Source organism: Candidatus Amarolinea aalborgensis, from assembly GCF_900491745.1.
GTDB lineage: Bacteria > Chloroflexota > Anaerolineae > SSC4 > Amarolineaceae > Amarolinea > Amarolinea aalborgensis.
In genome coordinates this window covers 146,799-162,775 of record NZ_UETR01000001.1, presented here as the reverse complement: position 1 = coordinate 162,775, position 15,977 = coordinate 146,799, and the positions used below count along the sequence as shown (strand labels likewise).

The following is a 15,977-nucleotide window of genomic DNA, read 5'->3' as shown; positions in this document are numbered from 1 at the left end:
TGTCCATCAGCGGGCAACGCTCGACCCCCGCTCTTGCGCTTTTCGGAAAGAAACGACGCGTGTGGCCGCCGCTTTGCGTTGAGGCCCTGATAACGGTATAATAGCCATAATAAGCAATGTTCTTGACGAGCAAATGAGGCCGCAGTCCTATCTCCTGGGCCTGCGGCTTTTGTGTTGCACTGACTCTGTCCATCTCTGGCACAAGAGGCTGGCCATCCCATGGATATCTTTGACACTCACGAAAAGGTGCTCGACCGTTACGGGGAGTATGTCCAGAGTTTCTTCTCGATCGCTGACGATGACATCCGCACGTTTGTCAACGAGAAGATCATGGGTGAACGCACCCTGTGGCCGGATGCGCTCATTCAACTCAACCCCGCCTATGGAAAAGCATCTACGGTCGAAGAACTCACCGCCGCCGGTGCATTGCACGCAGGCTGCGCCGACATCTTTCGCGATGCGGCCGGCGCGTCGTTCCGCCTCTATCGTCACCAGGAAGAAGCGATCCGTAAAGGACTGGCAAAACAGCACTTCGTGGTGACCAGCGGCACTGGCTCTGGCAAGACCCTGACTTACTTCTTGCCCATTTTCGATGCCGTGCTGCGCGGCAATCCTGGCCAAGCGAAGGTGTGGGCGATTGTGGTCTATCCCATGAACGCCCTGGTCAACTCCCAGGAGGATGCCTTGCGCCAGTTGGCGGAGGGCTACCAGAAACGCATGGGCAAGCCGATGCCGGTGCGCTTTGCCAAGTACACGGGGCAAGAATCGGACGAAGAAAAGCTGCGCCTGCGCCAAAATCCACCCCACATCCTGCTCACTAACTACGTGATGCTCGAGCTGATGCTGGTGCGCCCACGCGAGCGTCATTTCATTGACCAGACAACCTCAGCCCTCCGTTTCCTGGTGATGGACGAGCTGCATACCTACCGGGGACGCCAAGGCGCCGATGTGGCGCTGCTCATCCGCCGCCTGCGCGAACGCAGCGGCAACGCCAACCTGATCTGCATCGGCACCAGCGCCACGATGGTGAGCATTGGATCGCAAGGGGAACGCCGGGAGGCCGTCGCCGGCTTTGCCACCAAGTTCTTCGGGGCGCCGGTCAAAGCCGAGAATGTTGTCGAGGAGACGCTGCGCCGGGTCATCCCGGCTGCCGGCCCCCCGGAAGCGACGGCGCTGCGGCAGGCCTTGGCGGCGCCCCTGCCGCCGGCAGGGAATTGGGCCGCTTTCGCCGCCAATCCCCTCAGCGCCTGGATCGAGGACACCTTTGGCCTGCAAGTGGACCCGGCAGGCGTCCTGCGACGCCGGCTGCCGACATCTCTGTCTGAGGGGGCTAAGCGGCTGAGCCAGATCACAGGCATCGGCCTTGAGCGGTGTGTGGAACGGCTGCGCGACCTGCTGCTGCTGGGCAGCCAAACCCTGCTACCGGATGGCAGCCAGGCCTACGCGTTCAAGCTGCACCAGTTCATCAGCCAGGGCGGCTCGGTCTATGCCACATTGGAGGGGCCGGAGAACCGATTGTTGACGCTGGAGGGGCAGTTCTATGCGCCCGGCGTTGGGGATCGCCTGCTGTACCCTCTGAAGTTCTGCCGTGTGTGTGGACAGGAATACTACGCGGTGACCCGGCAGCAGGACGGACGTCGCCTCTTGCCAACGCCCGAGGGAAGCATCGCCAACAGTGACGATGATGTTGACTTCGGCTATGTCATGCCCGACCGGGATGGCCGTTGGCAGGATGAGACCGCGGCCCTGCCGGAGCACTGGTTCGAGCCAGCCAAGCCAGGCAAATTGAAGAAGGATTATCTCAAGTATCGCGCCCAGCGCGTGTACGTCAGGCCGAACGGCGATGTCGCAGATGAGGCCGCGTCCGATGCCATACCGTGCTGGTTTCAGCCGCAACCCTTCATGCTGTGCCTGGCGTGCGGCGAGGCGTATACCCGCCGCGACCGTAACGACTTCCGCAAGCTATCAGCGCTTTCCAGCGAGGGACGGAGCACAGCGACGACGCTCCTGGCGTTGACCACGGTGGGCGCCATGCGCGACACCGACCTGACGCGGGAAGCGCAGAAGGTGCTCAGCTTCACCGACAACCGGCAGGACGCTTCGCTGCAGGCCGGTCATTTCAACGACTTTGTGCAGGTGGCGCTGATCCGGGCTGCCCTGCACCAGGCGCTCACGCAATACCGTGAGTTGCGCTTTGAGGAGGTGGCCGGCCGGGTCGTTGATGCGTTGGACTTGCAGCTCAAGGACTACGCCAAGCAGAAAGACCTCGATGCCAGCAGCCTGCAGGCTGGCAAGACCAGGCAGGTGTTGCGGGAGGTGGTCGAGTATCGGCTTTACGAGGACCTGCGCCGTGGCTGGCGCGTGGTGCAGCCCAACCTGGAGCAGTGCGGGCTGCTGCGCATGGACTACGACGGGCTGGAAGCGCTGATTGCCCGCCAGGACATCTGGGCGCGGGTCGCTTTCATGGCCGACTTGACCAGGACTGAGCGCGGCGACGTATTGCGGACGATCCTCGACGAAATGCGCCGGCAGTCCACGATTGACGTGGCGTGCCTCAAGCGCGGGCCGGCGCAGGATGAGCTGAAGCGCCGGGCCATCGAATACCTGGATGAGGGCTGGGCGTTCAGCGAAGATGAGCAATTGCGCTACGCATCTTTCTTCGTCCTGCCCGACGAAGATCGCGAGCGCGGCGATTTCAGCCTCTCGTCGCGCGGCGTGATCGGCCGTTGGCTGAAGGGCTACGTCAAAGACAAGCTGGGGCGCGAACTGGACACCGACGCCTACAATGCGCTCATCAAGGCCATCACCAACGTCCTGGCCGGCAACGGCCTCTTGATCCGCGCCGATGAGGGCACAGGTATAGCCCGGCAGGGCGGCTTGCGCCTGAGGGCTAGTGCGCTGCTCTGGCGGCTGGGGGACGGAAAACCAGCGGCCAACCCCCTGCGCCGCTATCGGGGACGCGGCGAGACGTACGCGCTGGTAGAGCAAAGGGCCAATCGCTTCTTCACCGGCTTCTACCGCAGCGCCGGACCTCTGCTCAGCGGCATGAGCGGCGGTGCGCACACGGCGCAGGTGCGGCCGGAGGTGCGCCAGAAGCGTGAGGAAGCCTTCCGCAAGGGTCAGATGACGTCGTTGTTCTGTTCGCCAACGATGGAGCTGGGTATTGACATCCGCGACCTGAACGCCGTGCACCTGCGCAACGTGCCGCCCACACCGGCCAACTACGCCCAGCGCAGCGGCCGGGCCGGGCGCGCGGGTCAGCCTGCGTTGATCCTGGCTTATTGTGCGACCCGCAGTGGGCACGACCAATACTTCTTCCAGCGCCGGGATAAGATGGTAGCCGGCGAGGTGACCGCACCCCGGTTGGACCTCAGCAACGAGGACCTCATCAGGGCGCACATCCACGCCACCTGGCTGGCCTGGACCGGCCTCAGTCTGACAGAAGGTCAGGGATCCATTCTGGAGGTCATTGACGCAGAACAGGAGACTCTGGCGCTGCAGCAGGCCGTGCAGGATCAGATCGCTTTCACGCCGGCTAAGCGACAGGGTTGCCTGTTGGAATGCCAACGCATCCTGGCGGCATGCGGGCCCGATGTGGCGGATGCCGATTGGCGGCAGGAGGGCTGGTTGGAGGCCCAGATTGACGGGGCGGCGAGCGCGTTTGACGGCGCGTTCGATCGCTGGCGCGAGATCTACCGCGCCGCGATGACGCAATTGATGGCGGCTCAGATGCAGCAGGTGAGCGGGTTCAGGAAAGCAGGCAAGGCCAGCGCGGAGGCCATCAAGGACGCCGAGGCTGCCATGCGCGAGGCCCGGCGTCAGTTGGAGCTGCTGACCTGCCAGAACGTGCGGGTGGAAGAATCAGACTTTTACACTTACCGCTACCTGGCGAGCGAAGGTTTCCTGCCCGGCTATAACTTCCCAGCGCTGCCGGTGCGCGTCTTCATTTCCAGTCGCAGCGAGGGTGAATTTATTGCACGACCGCGTTTCCTGGCGATCAACGAGTTTGCCCCAGACAACGTCATCTACCACGAAGGGGCGAAGTACCAGGTAAATCGGGTATGGCTGCCAGCGCAGGAGCCGGAAAAGCGGTTCGTGCGGGCGAAGCTGTGTGAGAACTGCGGGTACCTTCACGAAGGCGAAGCGGTCAATGACGAGCAATGCCGCAACTGCAACTGCGCGTTGGATGGCTCCGGTAGTTACGTGGCGCACTTGTTGGAGATGCCGACCGTGGGCACTCAGCGCCGGGATCGCATCACCAGTGACGAAGAAGAACGCATGCGGATGGGGTACGACACGCGTACCAACTTCCGCTTCGCGCAAGGGCCGGAAGGACAACTGCGACGGCGCCTGGCCAAGGTGCAAGAGCCGGGGCGGGGCGGGGAGACGCCTCCCCTACTGGATTTGGTGTACGCGCCCGCGGCCACCCTCTGGCGCATCAACCACGGCTGGCGGAGGCGCCAGGAGACCGGTTACCGGCTCGATATGAAGAACGGCCTGTGGTTGAGTCAGAATGAGACGCCTGCCAGGAATGGGAGCGGCGCCGCGGCAGGCGCGCCGACGGATGTCAAGTCGCAGGTGCGGCTCTTCGTGCGTGGCACGGCCAACGCCTTGCTGGTCTATCCCAAGCAGATCGGCGACGTCGCAGATCCCGCGTTCCTGCCAAGCCTGCAGTACGCGCTGGCGCGCGGCATCCAGGAGCAGTTCGAGGTCGAGGAGAGCGAGCTGGCTTCGGAGTTGATCGGCGAGGGTAATTACCTGGGCATCCTGTTCTGGGAGGGTGCGGAGGGCGGCCTGGGGGTGCTGCGCCGGCTGGTGCAAGAGCCGGGCGCCCTGGCGGCGGTCGCGCGGCAGGCGTTGGAGGTCTTGCACTTCGATCCCACGACCGGCGCGGATCAGCGGCCGGCCAGCGACCTCGAAAATGGCTGCGCCCGGGCCTGCTACGAGTGCCTGATGTCATACTACAACCAGCGTGAGCACCGGTTGCTCAACCGTCACGCGGTGCGCGAGGCGCTGTTGGCGCTGGCCGGCAGCGTCACGCAGATTGATGGGGTGCGGGATTATGAAGCGCAGTACCGCTGGCTGCGGGAGCTGACGGACAGCCGATCTGATCTCGAGCGCACCCTGCTCGATGCTTTGCACGGGTCCAAGCGGCGACTGCCCGATTTCGCGCAGTATGCGGCGCCGGGCGTGATGACCGTGGCCGATTTCTTCTATCAGCCGAACGTGTGCGTGTACTGCGATGGCCGCGTGCACGACGAGCCGCAGCAGCGGGCGAGCGATGAGGCGGTGCGGAGGGAACTCAAGGCACGTGGGTATCGGGTCATCGTGATCCGCTATGATGAGACCCTCGAGGCCAGGTTGGTGGAATATGCAGATGTATTCGGTGTCACTGGGATGGCCGATTGAAATCGGTCGCTAAAGGGCCGTTGGCCGCGAGGTCGGCCTGCGCCGACCACCGGTGCGTCCCACGCCGCGTCCACTCAGGTGGACGCCCGGCGGAACGCCCTTGAGGCGCGATTTCAATCGCTGTGAGGGATCACACATGACCATCACCACACCAGGCGCCCTGGTGCGCTACCGCGAACGTGAATGGGTTGTCCTCCCTTCGGAGGATCCGAACCTGGTCCTGCTGCGCCCCATCGGCGGCAGCGCACGCGAGGTGTGCGGCGTCGTGAAGCCGCTCGCCGACCTAATGGGCTACAGCGTCCCTTACGAGCGCATTGAGCCGGCCGCCTTTCCGCTGCCATCCCCGGAAGATGTGCAGGACCTGGCCGCGGTGCGGCTGCTGCTGGAATCGGCGCGGCTGCTCTTGCGCGACGGCGCGGCGCCGTTCCGCTCCCTGGGCCATCTGTCGGTGCGGCCGCGGCCCTACCAGTTCGTGCCGTTGGTGATGGCCCTGCGGCAGCCGACCGTGCGCCTGTTGATCGCCGATGACGTCGGTGTGGGCAAGACGATCGAGGCGGCGCTGATTGCACGCGAGCTGTTGGATCGCGGCGCGGTGCGCCGGCTGGGCGTCCTGTGCCCGCCCTACTTGTGCGAGCAGTGGCAGACTGAGCTGGCGGAGAAGTTCCACATCGAAGCGGTCGTCATCCGCGCGGGCACGGTCGCCCGGCTGGAACGCCAGACACCCCAGGATCGCTCGATCTTCGCGCACTTCCGCCACTTCGTCGCCAGCATTGATACCGTCAAGGGCGACCGCTATCGTGCGGCGTTTCTGCAGCACTGCCCCGATTTGGTGCTGGTGGATGAAGCGCACGGCGCGGCCCAACCGCCGGCCGGCCGCAGCGCGGCGCAGCAGCAGCGGCACGCGTTGCTGCGCGACCTGGCAAAGAAGCCTGAGCGCAACCTGATCCTGCTGAGCGCGACGCCCCACAGCGGGGTCGAGTCCTCCTTCCAGTCGCTGCTAGGACTGCTGCACCCCGACTTCCGGCTCTTCAGCCTTTCGGCGCTGAGCGAGGGGCAGACGACCCTGCTGGCGCGACACTTCGTGCAGCGCCGCCGCGCGGACGTGCAGCACTGGATGGGCGAGGACACCCCGTTTCCGAGGCGTGACTCCGAGGGCGCGGAGCAGCCCTATCGCTTTACGCCCGCCTATCGGAAGTTCTATGAGGCGGTGTATGAGTTCGCCGGCGAGATGGTGCGCGCGGCCGAGACGCTGACCGGCTGGAAGCAGCGGATGCGCTTCTGGTCGGCGCTGGCGCTGCTGCGCTGCGTCTCCTCGTCACCGGCGGCGGCCCAGGTGGCCCTCCTCAAGCGGGCAGGCGCTGACGAATGGGATGAGGCTGGCCTGGATGATTGGGACGCGGCAACCGTTGACGCTGAGTTTTCACCGTTGGTCTACGACCCCACCGAGGCCGAGGCGGCGAACGATGCGCCGCCGAGCGCCGTGTTCGATGCCCAGGAGCGCGACTCGGCGTGGGGACTGTCGGACCGCGGCCGGCTGCGCAAGTTCGCGGGACTGGCGGCCGGCCTGCGCGGGAAAGACGATGCCAAGCTCCAGAAGCTGATCGAGGTGATCAGGGAATTGTTGGCCGCCAGCTACCAGCCCATCGTGTGGTGCCGCTATATCGCGACGGCCGACTATGTGAAAGAGGAGTTGGAGCGCAGCCTGGCGCCGCGCTTTCCGTCGGCGCGGGTCGTGGCGATCACAGGCGCGCTGGCCGAGGATGAACGACGGCTGAAGATCGCGTCCCTGGCGGCGGCGACGGTGCGCGTGCTCGTGGCCACCGATTGCCTCAGCGAGGGCATCAACCTGCAGGAGCACTTCTCTGCGGTCGTTCACTATGACCTGCCGTGGAACCCTAACCGGCTGGAACAGCGCGAGGGCCGCGTGGACCGCTTCGGCCAGAAGGCGAAGGTGGTCAAGGCGATCATGATCTTTGGGCAGGACAACCCGGTGGACGGCGCCGTGCTGGATGTGCTGCTGCGCAAGGCGCGCGACATCTACCGGGAGCTGGGTGTGCATGTGCCAGTGCCCATGGACAGCGAAACCGTGATGGAAGCGGTGCTGCACTCGTTGTTCGAACGCTCCACGCGCTACGACGGTCAGATGGCCCTCTTTGATCAGACCGATGATGCCGGCCGCCTGGTGCAGCGCGTGCACGAGGAATGGACGGCCGCGGCCGATCGCGAGCAGGAGAGCCGGACGCGCTTCGCGCAACGCGCGATCCGGCCCGAAGAGGTGCAGCGGGCGCTGGGCGAGACCGATGCCGTGCTGGGCAGCCCGGGGGACGTGCGACGCTTCCTCGTGCAGGCCAGCCAGCGGTTGCCCTTCGGCCTCTCTGAGCGGACCGACGGCCGTTATGACCTGCTGCCGGGCGAATTGCCGGAGGCGGTGCGGCTGCGCCTGGGCGATCTGCCGGCGCCGTGGCCGATCACGTTCCGCTCGCCGACGCCGGCCGGCCAGACCTACGTGGGGCGCAACCATACGCTGATCGAGGGGCTGGCCGAACACCTGATGGATCTGGCCTTCCATCCAAGCACTCCCTCTCCTTCGCAGGGAGAGGGCCGGGGTGAGGGTCCGGTGGCGCGCTGCGGTGTGGTGCGCACGCCCCGGGTCACACGGCGCAGTGCACTGTTTCTGCTGCGGCTGCGTTACCTGCACCTCGACGGCGATGGCGCTGCGACGGCGTTGGCCGAGGAGACGGTCGCCTGGGGCCTGGCCGGCGTTCATCCCGCGGTGAGCGAACTGGACCCCACGGAGGCGCTGCGCCTGTTGGATGGGCCGCTTGACGCGGTGTCCGTCCCCCGCGCCGAGCGCCAGGAAGTGCTGCGGGAGACGCTGGGCTGGTGGCCGTTGTTGGAAGAGCCGTTGGCGAAGATGCTGGCCGCGCGGGCTGGCCGGCTGGCGGAGGAGCACAGCCGGTTGGCGGATCTGGTGGGTTCCACTGCGAAGCTGATGCAGCGGGAAACTACACCGTATGTAATCGAACCGCAGTCGCCGCCCGATATGTTGGGCCTTGTGGTGCTGTTGCCGGTGATACCGCGTGGAGTAAACAGATGACAAGTCTTCAACAACTTCAGGCTTGGGTCGAACAGGGCGAATCGGAGACGCAGGAGTTCAAGCTTTCCAGCGGACAACGCACGGATGCGGCGCGCACCATCTGCGCCTTTCTCAACCATTGCGGCGGCCGCGTGCTCTTCGGTGTGGACGTACATGGACGCACCGTCGGCCAGGAGACGGTAGACAAAACGCTCAGCGACATCGCCCAAGAGCTTCGCCAGATTGATCCGCCTGTACTGCCATCTATCGAAAGAATTACGTTGCCCACTGGCCGGGAAGTCATCGTGGTCACTGTAGAACGCGGCGTCCGGCGACCCCATTCCTTGCGCGGCGTAGCATACCGTCGCGTGGGTACAACGAATCATCCGCTCTCGCGCGAGGAATACGGCCAGATCTTGTTGGAGCAACTCCACAGCACCGTGCGCTGGGAGAGCGAGCCGGCCTCGGGCTGGACGATTGCGGACATGGAGACCACAGAGATCGTGCGGACGTTGGAGGAAGCGATCCGCCGCGGCCGCGCCGATGATCCCGGCACACGGGACCCGGCCGAGATCTTGCGCGGCCTGGGCCTGCTCAAGGAAGGCCAGATCTTGCGCGCCGCGGTGGTGCTGTTCGCCAGATCAGACCGCCTCCTGCCCGACTATCCCCAATGCCTGCTGCGCGTTGCCCGCTTCAAGGGTCTGGATAAGACGGAATTCGTCGACAACCGGCAGTTCTACGGCAACGCGTTCGACCTCCTTGTGCGCGCCGACCGGTTCCTCCGCGATCACCTGCCTATCGCAGGTCGTGTCGTGCCGAACCTTTTTGAGCGCATTGACGACCCACTGTACCCTCCACAAGCGCTGCGAGAGGCGATTGCCAACGCGCTTTGCCATCGTGATTACGCCATTGGCGGTGGTTCTGTTGACGTCGCGATCTATGATGATCGGCTGGAAATCACCTCCGCGGGACTGTTGCACTTCGGCCTCACCATAGAAGACCTCTACAGGCCGCACCCGTCGCGCCTCTGGAATCCATTGATCGCCGCCGCCTTCTACCGGCGCGGCATCATTGAGACCTGGGGTCGCGGCACCATCAAGATGACGGAACTGACCGAACAGGCTGGGCTGCCGAGACCTGAATTTGAAGAGATGGCGGGCACTTTCCTTGTTCGTTTCCGCCCCAGCCGTTACCTGCCGCCTGCGCGCGTTAACCTGAACCTATCCGAACAACAACAGGCGATCCTGCAACTCCTCTCAGAAAGCAGCGACTTAGGACTGAGCGATATCCACGCCCGGCTCGGGCGCGGGACGCTGCGTTCGGTGCGGGAGGATGTCGCCTTTCTCAAGAAGGTTGGCATGCTCCAGTCGCGCGGCTACGGTCGCGGTGCGCGTTGGTCCCTGGCTGGAGCAGTAGGCCCTGCAGAATGAGCCGGCCAATTGATGGCTAATTCCGGCCAATTCGCGGCCAATTCGGCCAAATGCCGGATGAGACAAGACCGGTCTGGAAACAGCTGATGACCCTACTCACCATCCGCATCGAGGGCGGGCTGCTGTCGCCCGACTTCCTGGAGACGATCCACGACCAACCGGGCCAGAAGCCGGCCGATTTCAGGCTGGACGCGCGGCGTTCGCTGGTGGACGAGGTCACCGCGGTCTGGAGCGACGTGCGCACCTACTGGGAGGCCTTCGAGCGGCGGCGGGCGCGCGCCAAAGACGGCGAGTCGCTCACGTCAGCCACGCGCGAGACATGGATCATCCCGCTCCTGGAGGCCCTCGGCTACCGGTTGACCTTTCAGCGCCGGGCGGTTGAGGCCGACGGCCGCAGCTACGCCATTTCGCACCGCGCCACATCTCCCTCTCCTTCGCAGGCAGAGGGTCGGGGTGAGGGTGAATCTGGCCCGCCCATCCATATCGTTGCCTTCGACCAGAAGCTGGGCGAACGCCCACCGGCCGGCCGCGGGACGATGTCGCCCCACGCGCTGGTGCAGGACTACCTGAACCGCAGCGACGATCTGTGGGGCATTGTCACCAACGGCGCCACCCTGCGCCTGCTGCGCGACTCCGTCTACTTCAGCCGGCCCTCCTACGTCGAGTTCGATCTGCAAGGCATGCTGGAAGGTGAGCGGCTGGACGAGTTCATCCTCTTCTACCGCCTGGCGCACCGCACGCGGCTGGCCCCGGCCGGCGAGGACGGTAGCCGCTGTCTGCTGGAGAGCTATCACCAGGCCGCGGTCGAGCAGGGCGGCCGCATCCGGGATGGGCTGCGCAAGGCCGTTGAGGGAGCGATCGGAACGCTGGCAAACGGGTTTCTGAGCCACCCCAAGAACGGCGATCTCCGCCGGGCCATCTCCAACAGCGAACTCTCGGCATCGGGTTACTACCAGCAACTCCTCTACCTGATCTACCGCCTGCTCTTCCTGATGGTGGCAGAAGAACGCAATCTGTTGATGCTGGCCGACCCGGCGGGCAATGGAGGCCTGGGCTGGGTGACTCCGCCCCAACAGGGCCGCGGCGTCTACTACCTCGACCACTACAGCATCACCCGTTTGCGCCGGCTGGCCGAGGCGCCGCTGAGCGGGCCGCAGCGGTTCGATGATCTTTACCTGAGCCTGCGTTCGCTGTTCCAAGTCCTGCGTGACGAGACCCAGGCGCCGGCGCTGGGCGTCCCCGCGCTCAACGGCGAGTTGTTCGACCAGGATCGCACCGGCGATTTGGAGACCGCGTACCTGAACAACCGCGACCTGCTAAGCGCCATCCGCCAGCTCTCCTATTTCACGCCGGAGAAGGAACAGGTGCGGCGGCGGGTGAACTACGGGGCGTTGGATGTGGAGGAACTGGGCAGCGTCTACGAGAGCCTGCTCGACGAGTACCCCGTCATCTCATCGCCAGCGGGTGGGCGGCCTCGGTTCGCCTTCGTCCAGGGCAGCGAGCGCAAGACCACCGGTTCGTACTACACGGCGCGCGAGCTGGTGAAGGAAACGCTGGATTCGGCGCTCGATCCTGTCATCGCCGAGCGGCTGAAGGCCGCAAAGTCCACGGATCACGCCTCACGCATCATGCCCTCCGTAGCCAGGCAGCGCGCGCTGGATGCGCTCCTCTCCATGCGCGTCTGCGATAGCGCGTGCGGGTCCGGCCACTTCCTGCTGGCCGCGGCGCGGCGGATCGGCCGGGCGCTGGCGCAGGTCGCGACGGGAGAGGACGAGCCGTCCCCGGAGGCGGTGCGCCGCTGGACGCGCGAGGCCATCATCCACTGCATCTACGGCGTGGACAAGAACCCGCTGGCTGTGGACTTGTGCAAGGTGGCGCTGTGGATCGAGGGGTTCAGCGAGGGCAAGCCGCTGACCTTCCTCGATGCGCACATCAAGTGCGGCGATTCGCTGGTCGGGGTGTTCGACCTGAAGGTGCTGGACGATGGCATCCCCGACGAGGCGTTCGACGCGGTGACCGGCGATGACAAGACGGTGGCACGCGAGCTGAAGCGGCGCAACAAGCAGGAGCGCGGCGGGCAATTGGGCCTGGTCTTCCAGGCCGAGCAGGATGCGCTGGACCAGGCTGCGCGCCAGTGGCAAGCCCAGTTCGACAGCCCAGAAGACACCCCCGCGCAGGTGCGCCAGAAGCGCGCCGCTTACCGGAAGCTGCAGCAGCAGGAGGACGCGCCGCGCACCGCCTGCGACCTGTGGACGGCCGCCTTCTTCACCCCACTGACCGCTGCCAACGCAGCCGCGGGCATGATACCTACTACCGCGTCACTGCAGGAATACCGCCGGCAGCCCGCGGCGGCCGATCCCCGCCTCGTCGCGCATGCGCGGGCACTGGCCGTGCGCAACCAGTTCTTCCACTGGCCGCTGGAGTTCCCGCATGTGTTCGCGGCTGGCGGTTTCACAGTCATGCTGGGCAACCCACCGTGGGACATGCTGCAACTCAATCCCCAAGAATTCTTTGCCGTAAGGATCCCTCAGATTGCAGCAGCGCCCAATACCGCTGTCCGAGATCAACTCATTGCCGCTGTAGCCAATGACGATCCAGCTCTGTATGCGGAGTTCCAGGCGGCTAAACATACTGTGGACGCATACCAGAGGTTCGTCCATACATGTGGCAGATTCCCATTGACCAGCTATGGGCGAATCAATCTTATGGCCCTATTCAGCGAACTGGTGCTCAAATTGCTGTCCGAGGACGGACGAGCCGGGATCATCGTGCCAACAGGCATCGCGACTGATTCTTTCAACCAGTTCTTCTTTGCTGACTTGGTCAAGCAACAAGCAATCGTTTCGCTCTTTGACTTCGAAAACCGAGAGGCAATCTTTCCCAGCGTGCATCGAGCCTACAAGTTCTCTCTATTGACAGTGAGCCGCCAACCGGTCAAGCAAAGCCTTTTTGTTTTCTTCGCTACGCGGGTCGAGCACCTCGCTGACCCGCAACGGCGCGTCGCTCTTGTTCCAGCGGAGATTGCTCTCTTCAATCCGAACACGCATACCATGTCGGTCTTCCGTACCGGTACCGACGCGGAACTCACCAAATCGATCTATCAGCGAATACCGGTTCTGTACCGTGAAGGTGCTGAGGACAATCCGTGGTCAATCAGCACGATGCTCATGTTCATGATGAACACGGACAGCAAGTTATTCCAGCGAAAGCCAACTCCAGGCTTTCTGTCACTCTATGAAGGCAAGATGGTCATGGGCTACGATCATCGAGCGGCAAGTGTTGTTACCAAGACCGACAATCTGAGACGGCCCGGACAGCCAGTAGAGACCCTGCTGCAGGATCACAAAGCCCCAACTTTCACTGTGCAGCCGCAGTATTGGGTACCTGATACTGAGGTCAGAAACAGGGTCGGCGATGCCTGGGATCAGCAGTGGTTCATCTCCTGGAAGAAAGTGACCAGCCCAACAAATGAGCGAACATTGGTGCCAGCAGTTCTGCCGATGGCTGGCGTGGCAGACTCTCTTTACTTGCTCTTCCCAAAACCGTCGCAACTGAAATTGGTTGCCGGGCTGATTGGAAATCTAAATGCGCTTGTCCTCGACTACATAGCCAAGCAAAAAGTCGGCGGCGTCAACTTAAACTTGTTCTATCTGCAACAATTTCCGGTTCTCCCACCCCGTGCATACACTGCTTCCATTCTTGCCTCTATTGCCCCGCGCGTCCTGGAACTGGTCTACACCGCCTGGGACATGGCGTCGTTCGCGGCTGACCTGTGGGCTGACGCCGACGAGGCGCTGCGGGCGAAGCTGGAAGAACAGCACGAGGCCTGGCTCAAGGCCACCGGCGGCCACCCCTGGAATCCGCCTGACTGGGCCGGCGGCGACGCTTGTCCCGCGCCGTTCGCGCCGGCCAAATGGGACGACGGTCGCCGCGCGCGCCTGCGCGCCGAGCTCGACGCCTACTACGCGCGGCTCTACGGCCTGACGCGCGACGAGCTGCGCTACATCCTCGACCCCAAGGAGGTCTACGGCCCGGATTTCCCTGGCGAGACGTTCCGGGTGCTGAAGGAGAAGGAAGAGCGGGCGTACGGCGAGTACCGCACGCGGCGGCTGGTGCTGGAGGCGTGGGATCGGCTGGAGGCGGAATTGGGGCCGGTCGTTGTGCGCAACTACCGGGAGGAAATGGCGGCGACGCCTGGCCGGGTGGCCGAAACCAGCATCACGTACCAGGCAATCGCCCAGCCCGCCAGGCCCTTTCGGGGGTAGGTTTTTTTGAGAAGAGTGAGCGAAACAGCGTGACTTCGTGTAAGATAGAGTTTACCAAACAACCTATCATACTGGAGGTCACAGATGTCTCGCTCAGAATCATTGTTGCAGTGGACGACATGCGTGTCAAGTAATCTGCCTCAGTTATCAGTAAGTCAGGCCCGGGTGCTGGCGTGGTGGAGTTTTGGGATCGCGATGACGGGCAGTTGTGGGCGCTACACGGTGGCAACCTTTCTCGGTCTGCTGAGCGGACAGAAAGTGGCCACGGTGGAGCAACGGCTGTATGAATGGTGCCTGGATGCCAAAGACAAGGGCGGGAAGCAGCGGCAAGAACTGGTCCTCAGCACCTGCCAGTTGGCGCTGCTGCAGTGGATCATCCGCTTGTGGGTGGGCACGCAGTTGGCCTTGACCCTGGATGCCACGAGCCTGGGGGATCGATTTGTGGTTCTGGCCGTGAGCGTGGTCTACCGCGGGTGTGGGATTCCTGTGGCCTGGACGGTCTTGCCGGCTGGCGCCAAAGGCGCATGGCGCAAGGAATGGCTGCGCCTGCTGCGCTTGTTGCGCCCGGCCGTGCCCCCAGAGTGGACGGTGATTGTCCTGGCGGATCGGGGCTTGTATGCGGGCTGGCTCTATCGTCGGATTGTACGACTGCACTGGCATCCCTTCCTGCGCATCAACAATGGCTCGAAGTTTCGGCCCCAAGGCCGTGCGCACTGGTACTGGCTCAAAGACTTGATTGGTACTGTCGGCCACCAGTGGCAGGGCCGCGGTAGTTGCTTCAAACATCCCGCCAGCCGCCTGGAATGTACGCTGCTTGCCTGGTGGAGCGAAGCCAACGAGGACCCCTGGTTTGTTCTCACCGATCTCTCACCGACCCAGTCGTCCGTTACCTGGTATGGCCTGCGCTCCTGGTGTGAGCAAGGCTTCAAGTGCAACAAGCGCGGCGGCTGGCAATGGCAGTTGACCCGCATGCACCATCCCGAGCGTGCCGCACGCCTCTGGCTCGCCCTGGCGGTCGCCACCCTTTGGATGGTCAGTGTTGGCACCGAGCTCGAATGCCGGACCAACCTTGACGACCCAGACCTGCCCGACCTGCAGGCCTTGCTTGACCACAAACCTGTGCGTCGTATCCGCCTCCACCGCTTGGGTCGCCTCTGGCTCTTGGTCGAGGCCATCGCACGCCAAGCACTTCACCTGCCACGACAACTTTTACCGGAACCGTGGCCGGCGCCACTTTCACCGACACAAGCTGTACTGGCACCCTGTCCGGAGGTGCCGCCATGAAAAACCTACCCCCGAAAGCCCGCCAGGCCCCCCCCGACTCCCCGATCACCTGCCAGGCCGGCGCTTGCGGCGCAGCCCCCGGCGCGCGCCGGGCAGCCTGACCTGTTCGGCGCACCGGCCGCCCCTGCCGCCACGCCGCCCAGGGCAGAACCCGTGCGCCCGGCTGCGCGGCCGGAACCCGCGGCCCAGCCGGTCATGATCCCCACGCCGCCGCCGGGCAATCGCAGCGAACGACTCGGCCGGCTGCTCACGCTGGGCCGCAAACAGACCTCAGAGGCCATCGGCGAGCTGGTGGCCGCGCTGGGCGACGAGGACGAGCAGCTGCGCTGGCTGGCCGCGCTGTCGCTGCTGGGGATGGGGGGAAGTACGGTGATCGCAACGCTGCAGGCGTTCATCGCGCAAGCGCCGTCCGCGGTGGCGCGGGAGGAGGCGGAGAAGGTGTTGGCAAAGCTGACGGAGGAGAAATGAAGCCTGGATACCGCTGGATTCACTACTGCCCAAACCACGAGGAGA

6 protein-coding genes are annotated in these 15,977 nt (G+C 64.3%); all 6 read left to right on the top strand.

The window, feature by feature from the left end; translation table 11 throughout:
* Positions 1-219: 219 nt before the first annotated feature.
* The 6 genes from ACPQ6D_RS00610 (at position 220) to ACPQ6D_RS00585 (ending at position 15,932) form a co-directional block, all read left to right on the top strand.
* The gene (locus ACPQ6D_RS00610) at positions 220-5,409 is read left to right on the top strand and encodes a DEAD/DEAH box helicase (protein ID WP_423222343.1); all 5,190 of its coding nucleotides are present in this window, start codon (positions 220-222) and stop codon (positions 5,407-5,409) included.
* A 136-nt stretch (positions 5,410-5,545) separates the two neighbouring features.
* The gene (locus ACPQ6D_RS00605; RefSeq protein ID WP_423222342.1) at positions 5,546-8,506 is read left to right on the top strand and encodes a helicase-related protein; all 2,961 of its coding nucleotides are present in this window, start codon (positions 5,546-5,548) and stop codon (positions 8,504-8,506) included.
* Positions 8,503-9,915, top strand: coding sequence for an ATP-binding protein (locus ACPQ6D_RS00600; protein WP_423222341.1), 1,413 nt, complete (start codon positions 8,503-8,505; stop codon positions 9,913-9,915). Before ACPQ6D_RS00605 ends, ACPQ6D_RS00600 begins: the two co-directional genes overlap by 4 nt.
* Before the next feature lie 86 nt (positions 9,916-10,001).
* Positions 10,002-14,180: an Eco57I restriction-modification methylase domain-containing protein gene (locus ACPQ6D_RS00595; protein ID WP_423222340.1), complete on the top strand. Its 4,179-nt coding sequence runs from the start codon at positions 10,002-10,004 to the stop codon at positions 14,178-14,180.
* Positions 14,181-14,375: 195 nt separating this feature from the next.
* The gene (locus ACPQ6D_RS00590) at positions 14,376-15,464 is read left to right on the top strand and encodes a transposase (protein ID WP_423222339.1); all 1,089 of its coding nucleotides are present in this window, start codon (positions 14,376-14,378) and stop codon (positions 15,462-15,464) included.
* A 195-nt stretch (positions 15,465-15,659) separates the two neighbouring features.
* The gene (locus ACPQ6D_RS00585) at positions 15,660-15,932 is read left to right on the top strand and encodes a HEAT repeat domain-containing protein (RefSeq protein ID WP_423222338.1); all 273 of its coding nucleotides are present in this window, start codon (positions 15,660-15,662) and stop codon (positions 15,930-15,932) included.
* Positions 15,933-15,977: the final 45 nt, after the last annotated feature.

What these genes read in the sequence shown, in the direction of transcription:
- ACPQ6D_RS00610 (WP_423222343.1), top strand. Translation starts at nt 220, where the DNA reads ATGGATATCTTTGACACTCACGAAAAGGTGCTCGACCGTTACGGGGAG.
- ACPQ6D_RS00605 (WP_423222342.1), top strand. Translation starts at nt 5,546, where the DNA reads ATGACCATCACCACACCAGGCGCCCTGGTGCGCTACCGCGAACGTGAA.
- ACPQ6D_RS00600 (WP_423222341.1), top strand. Translation starts at nt 8,503, where the DNA reads ATGACAAGTCTTCAACAACTTCAGGCTTGGGTCGAACAGGGCGAATCG.
- ACPQ6D_RS00595 (WP_423222340.1), top strand. Translation starts at nt 10,002, where the DNA reads ATGACCCTACTCACCATCCGCATCGAGGGCGGGCTGCTGTCGCCCGAC.
- ACPQ6D_RS00590 (WP_423222339.1), top strand. Translation starts at nt 14,376, where the DNA reads ATGACGGGCAGTTGTGGGCGCTACACGGTGGCAACCTTTCTCGGTCTG.
- ACPQ6D_RS00585 (WP_423222338.1), top strand. Translation starts at nt 15,660, where the DNA reads ATGATCCCCACGCCGCCGCCGGGCAATCGCAGCGAACGACTCGGCCGG.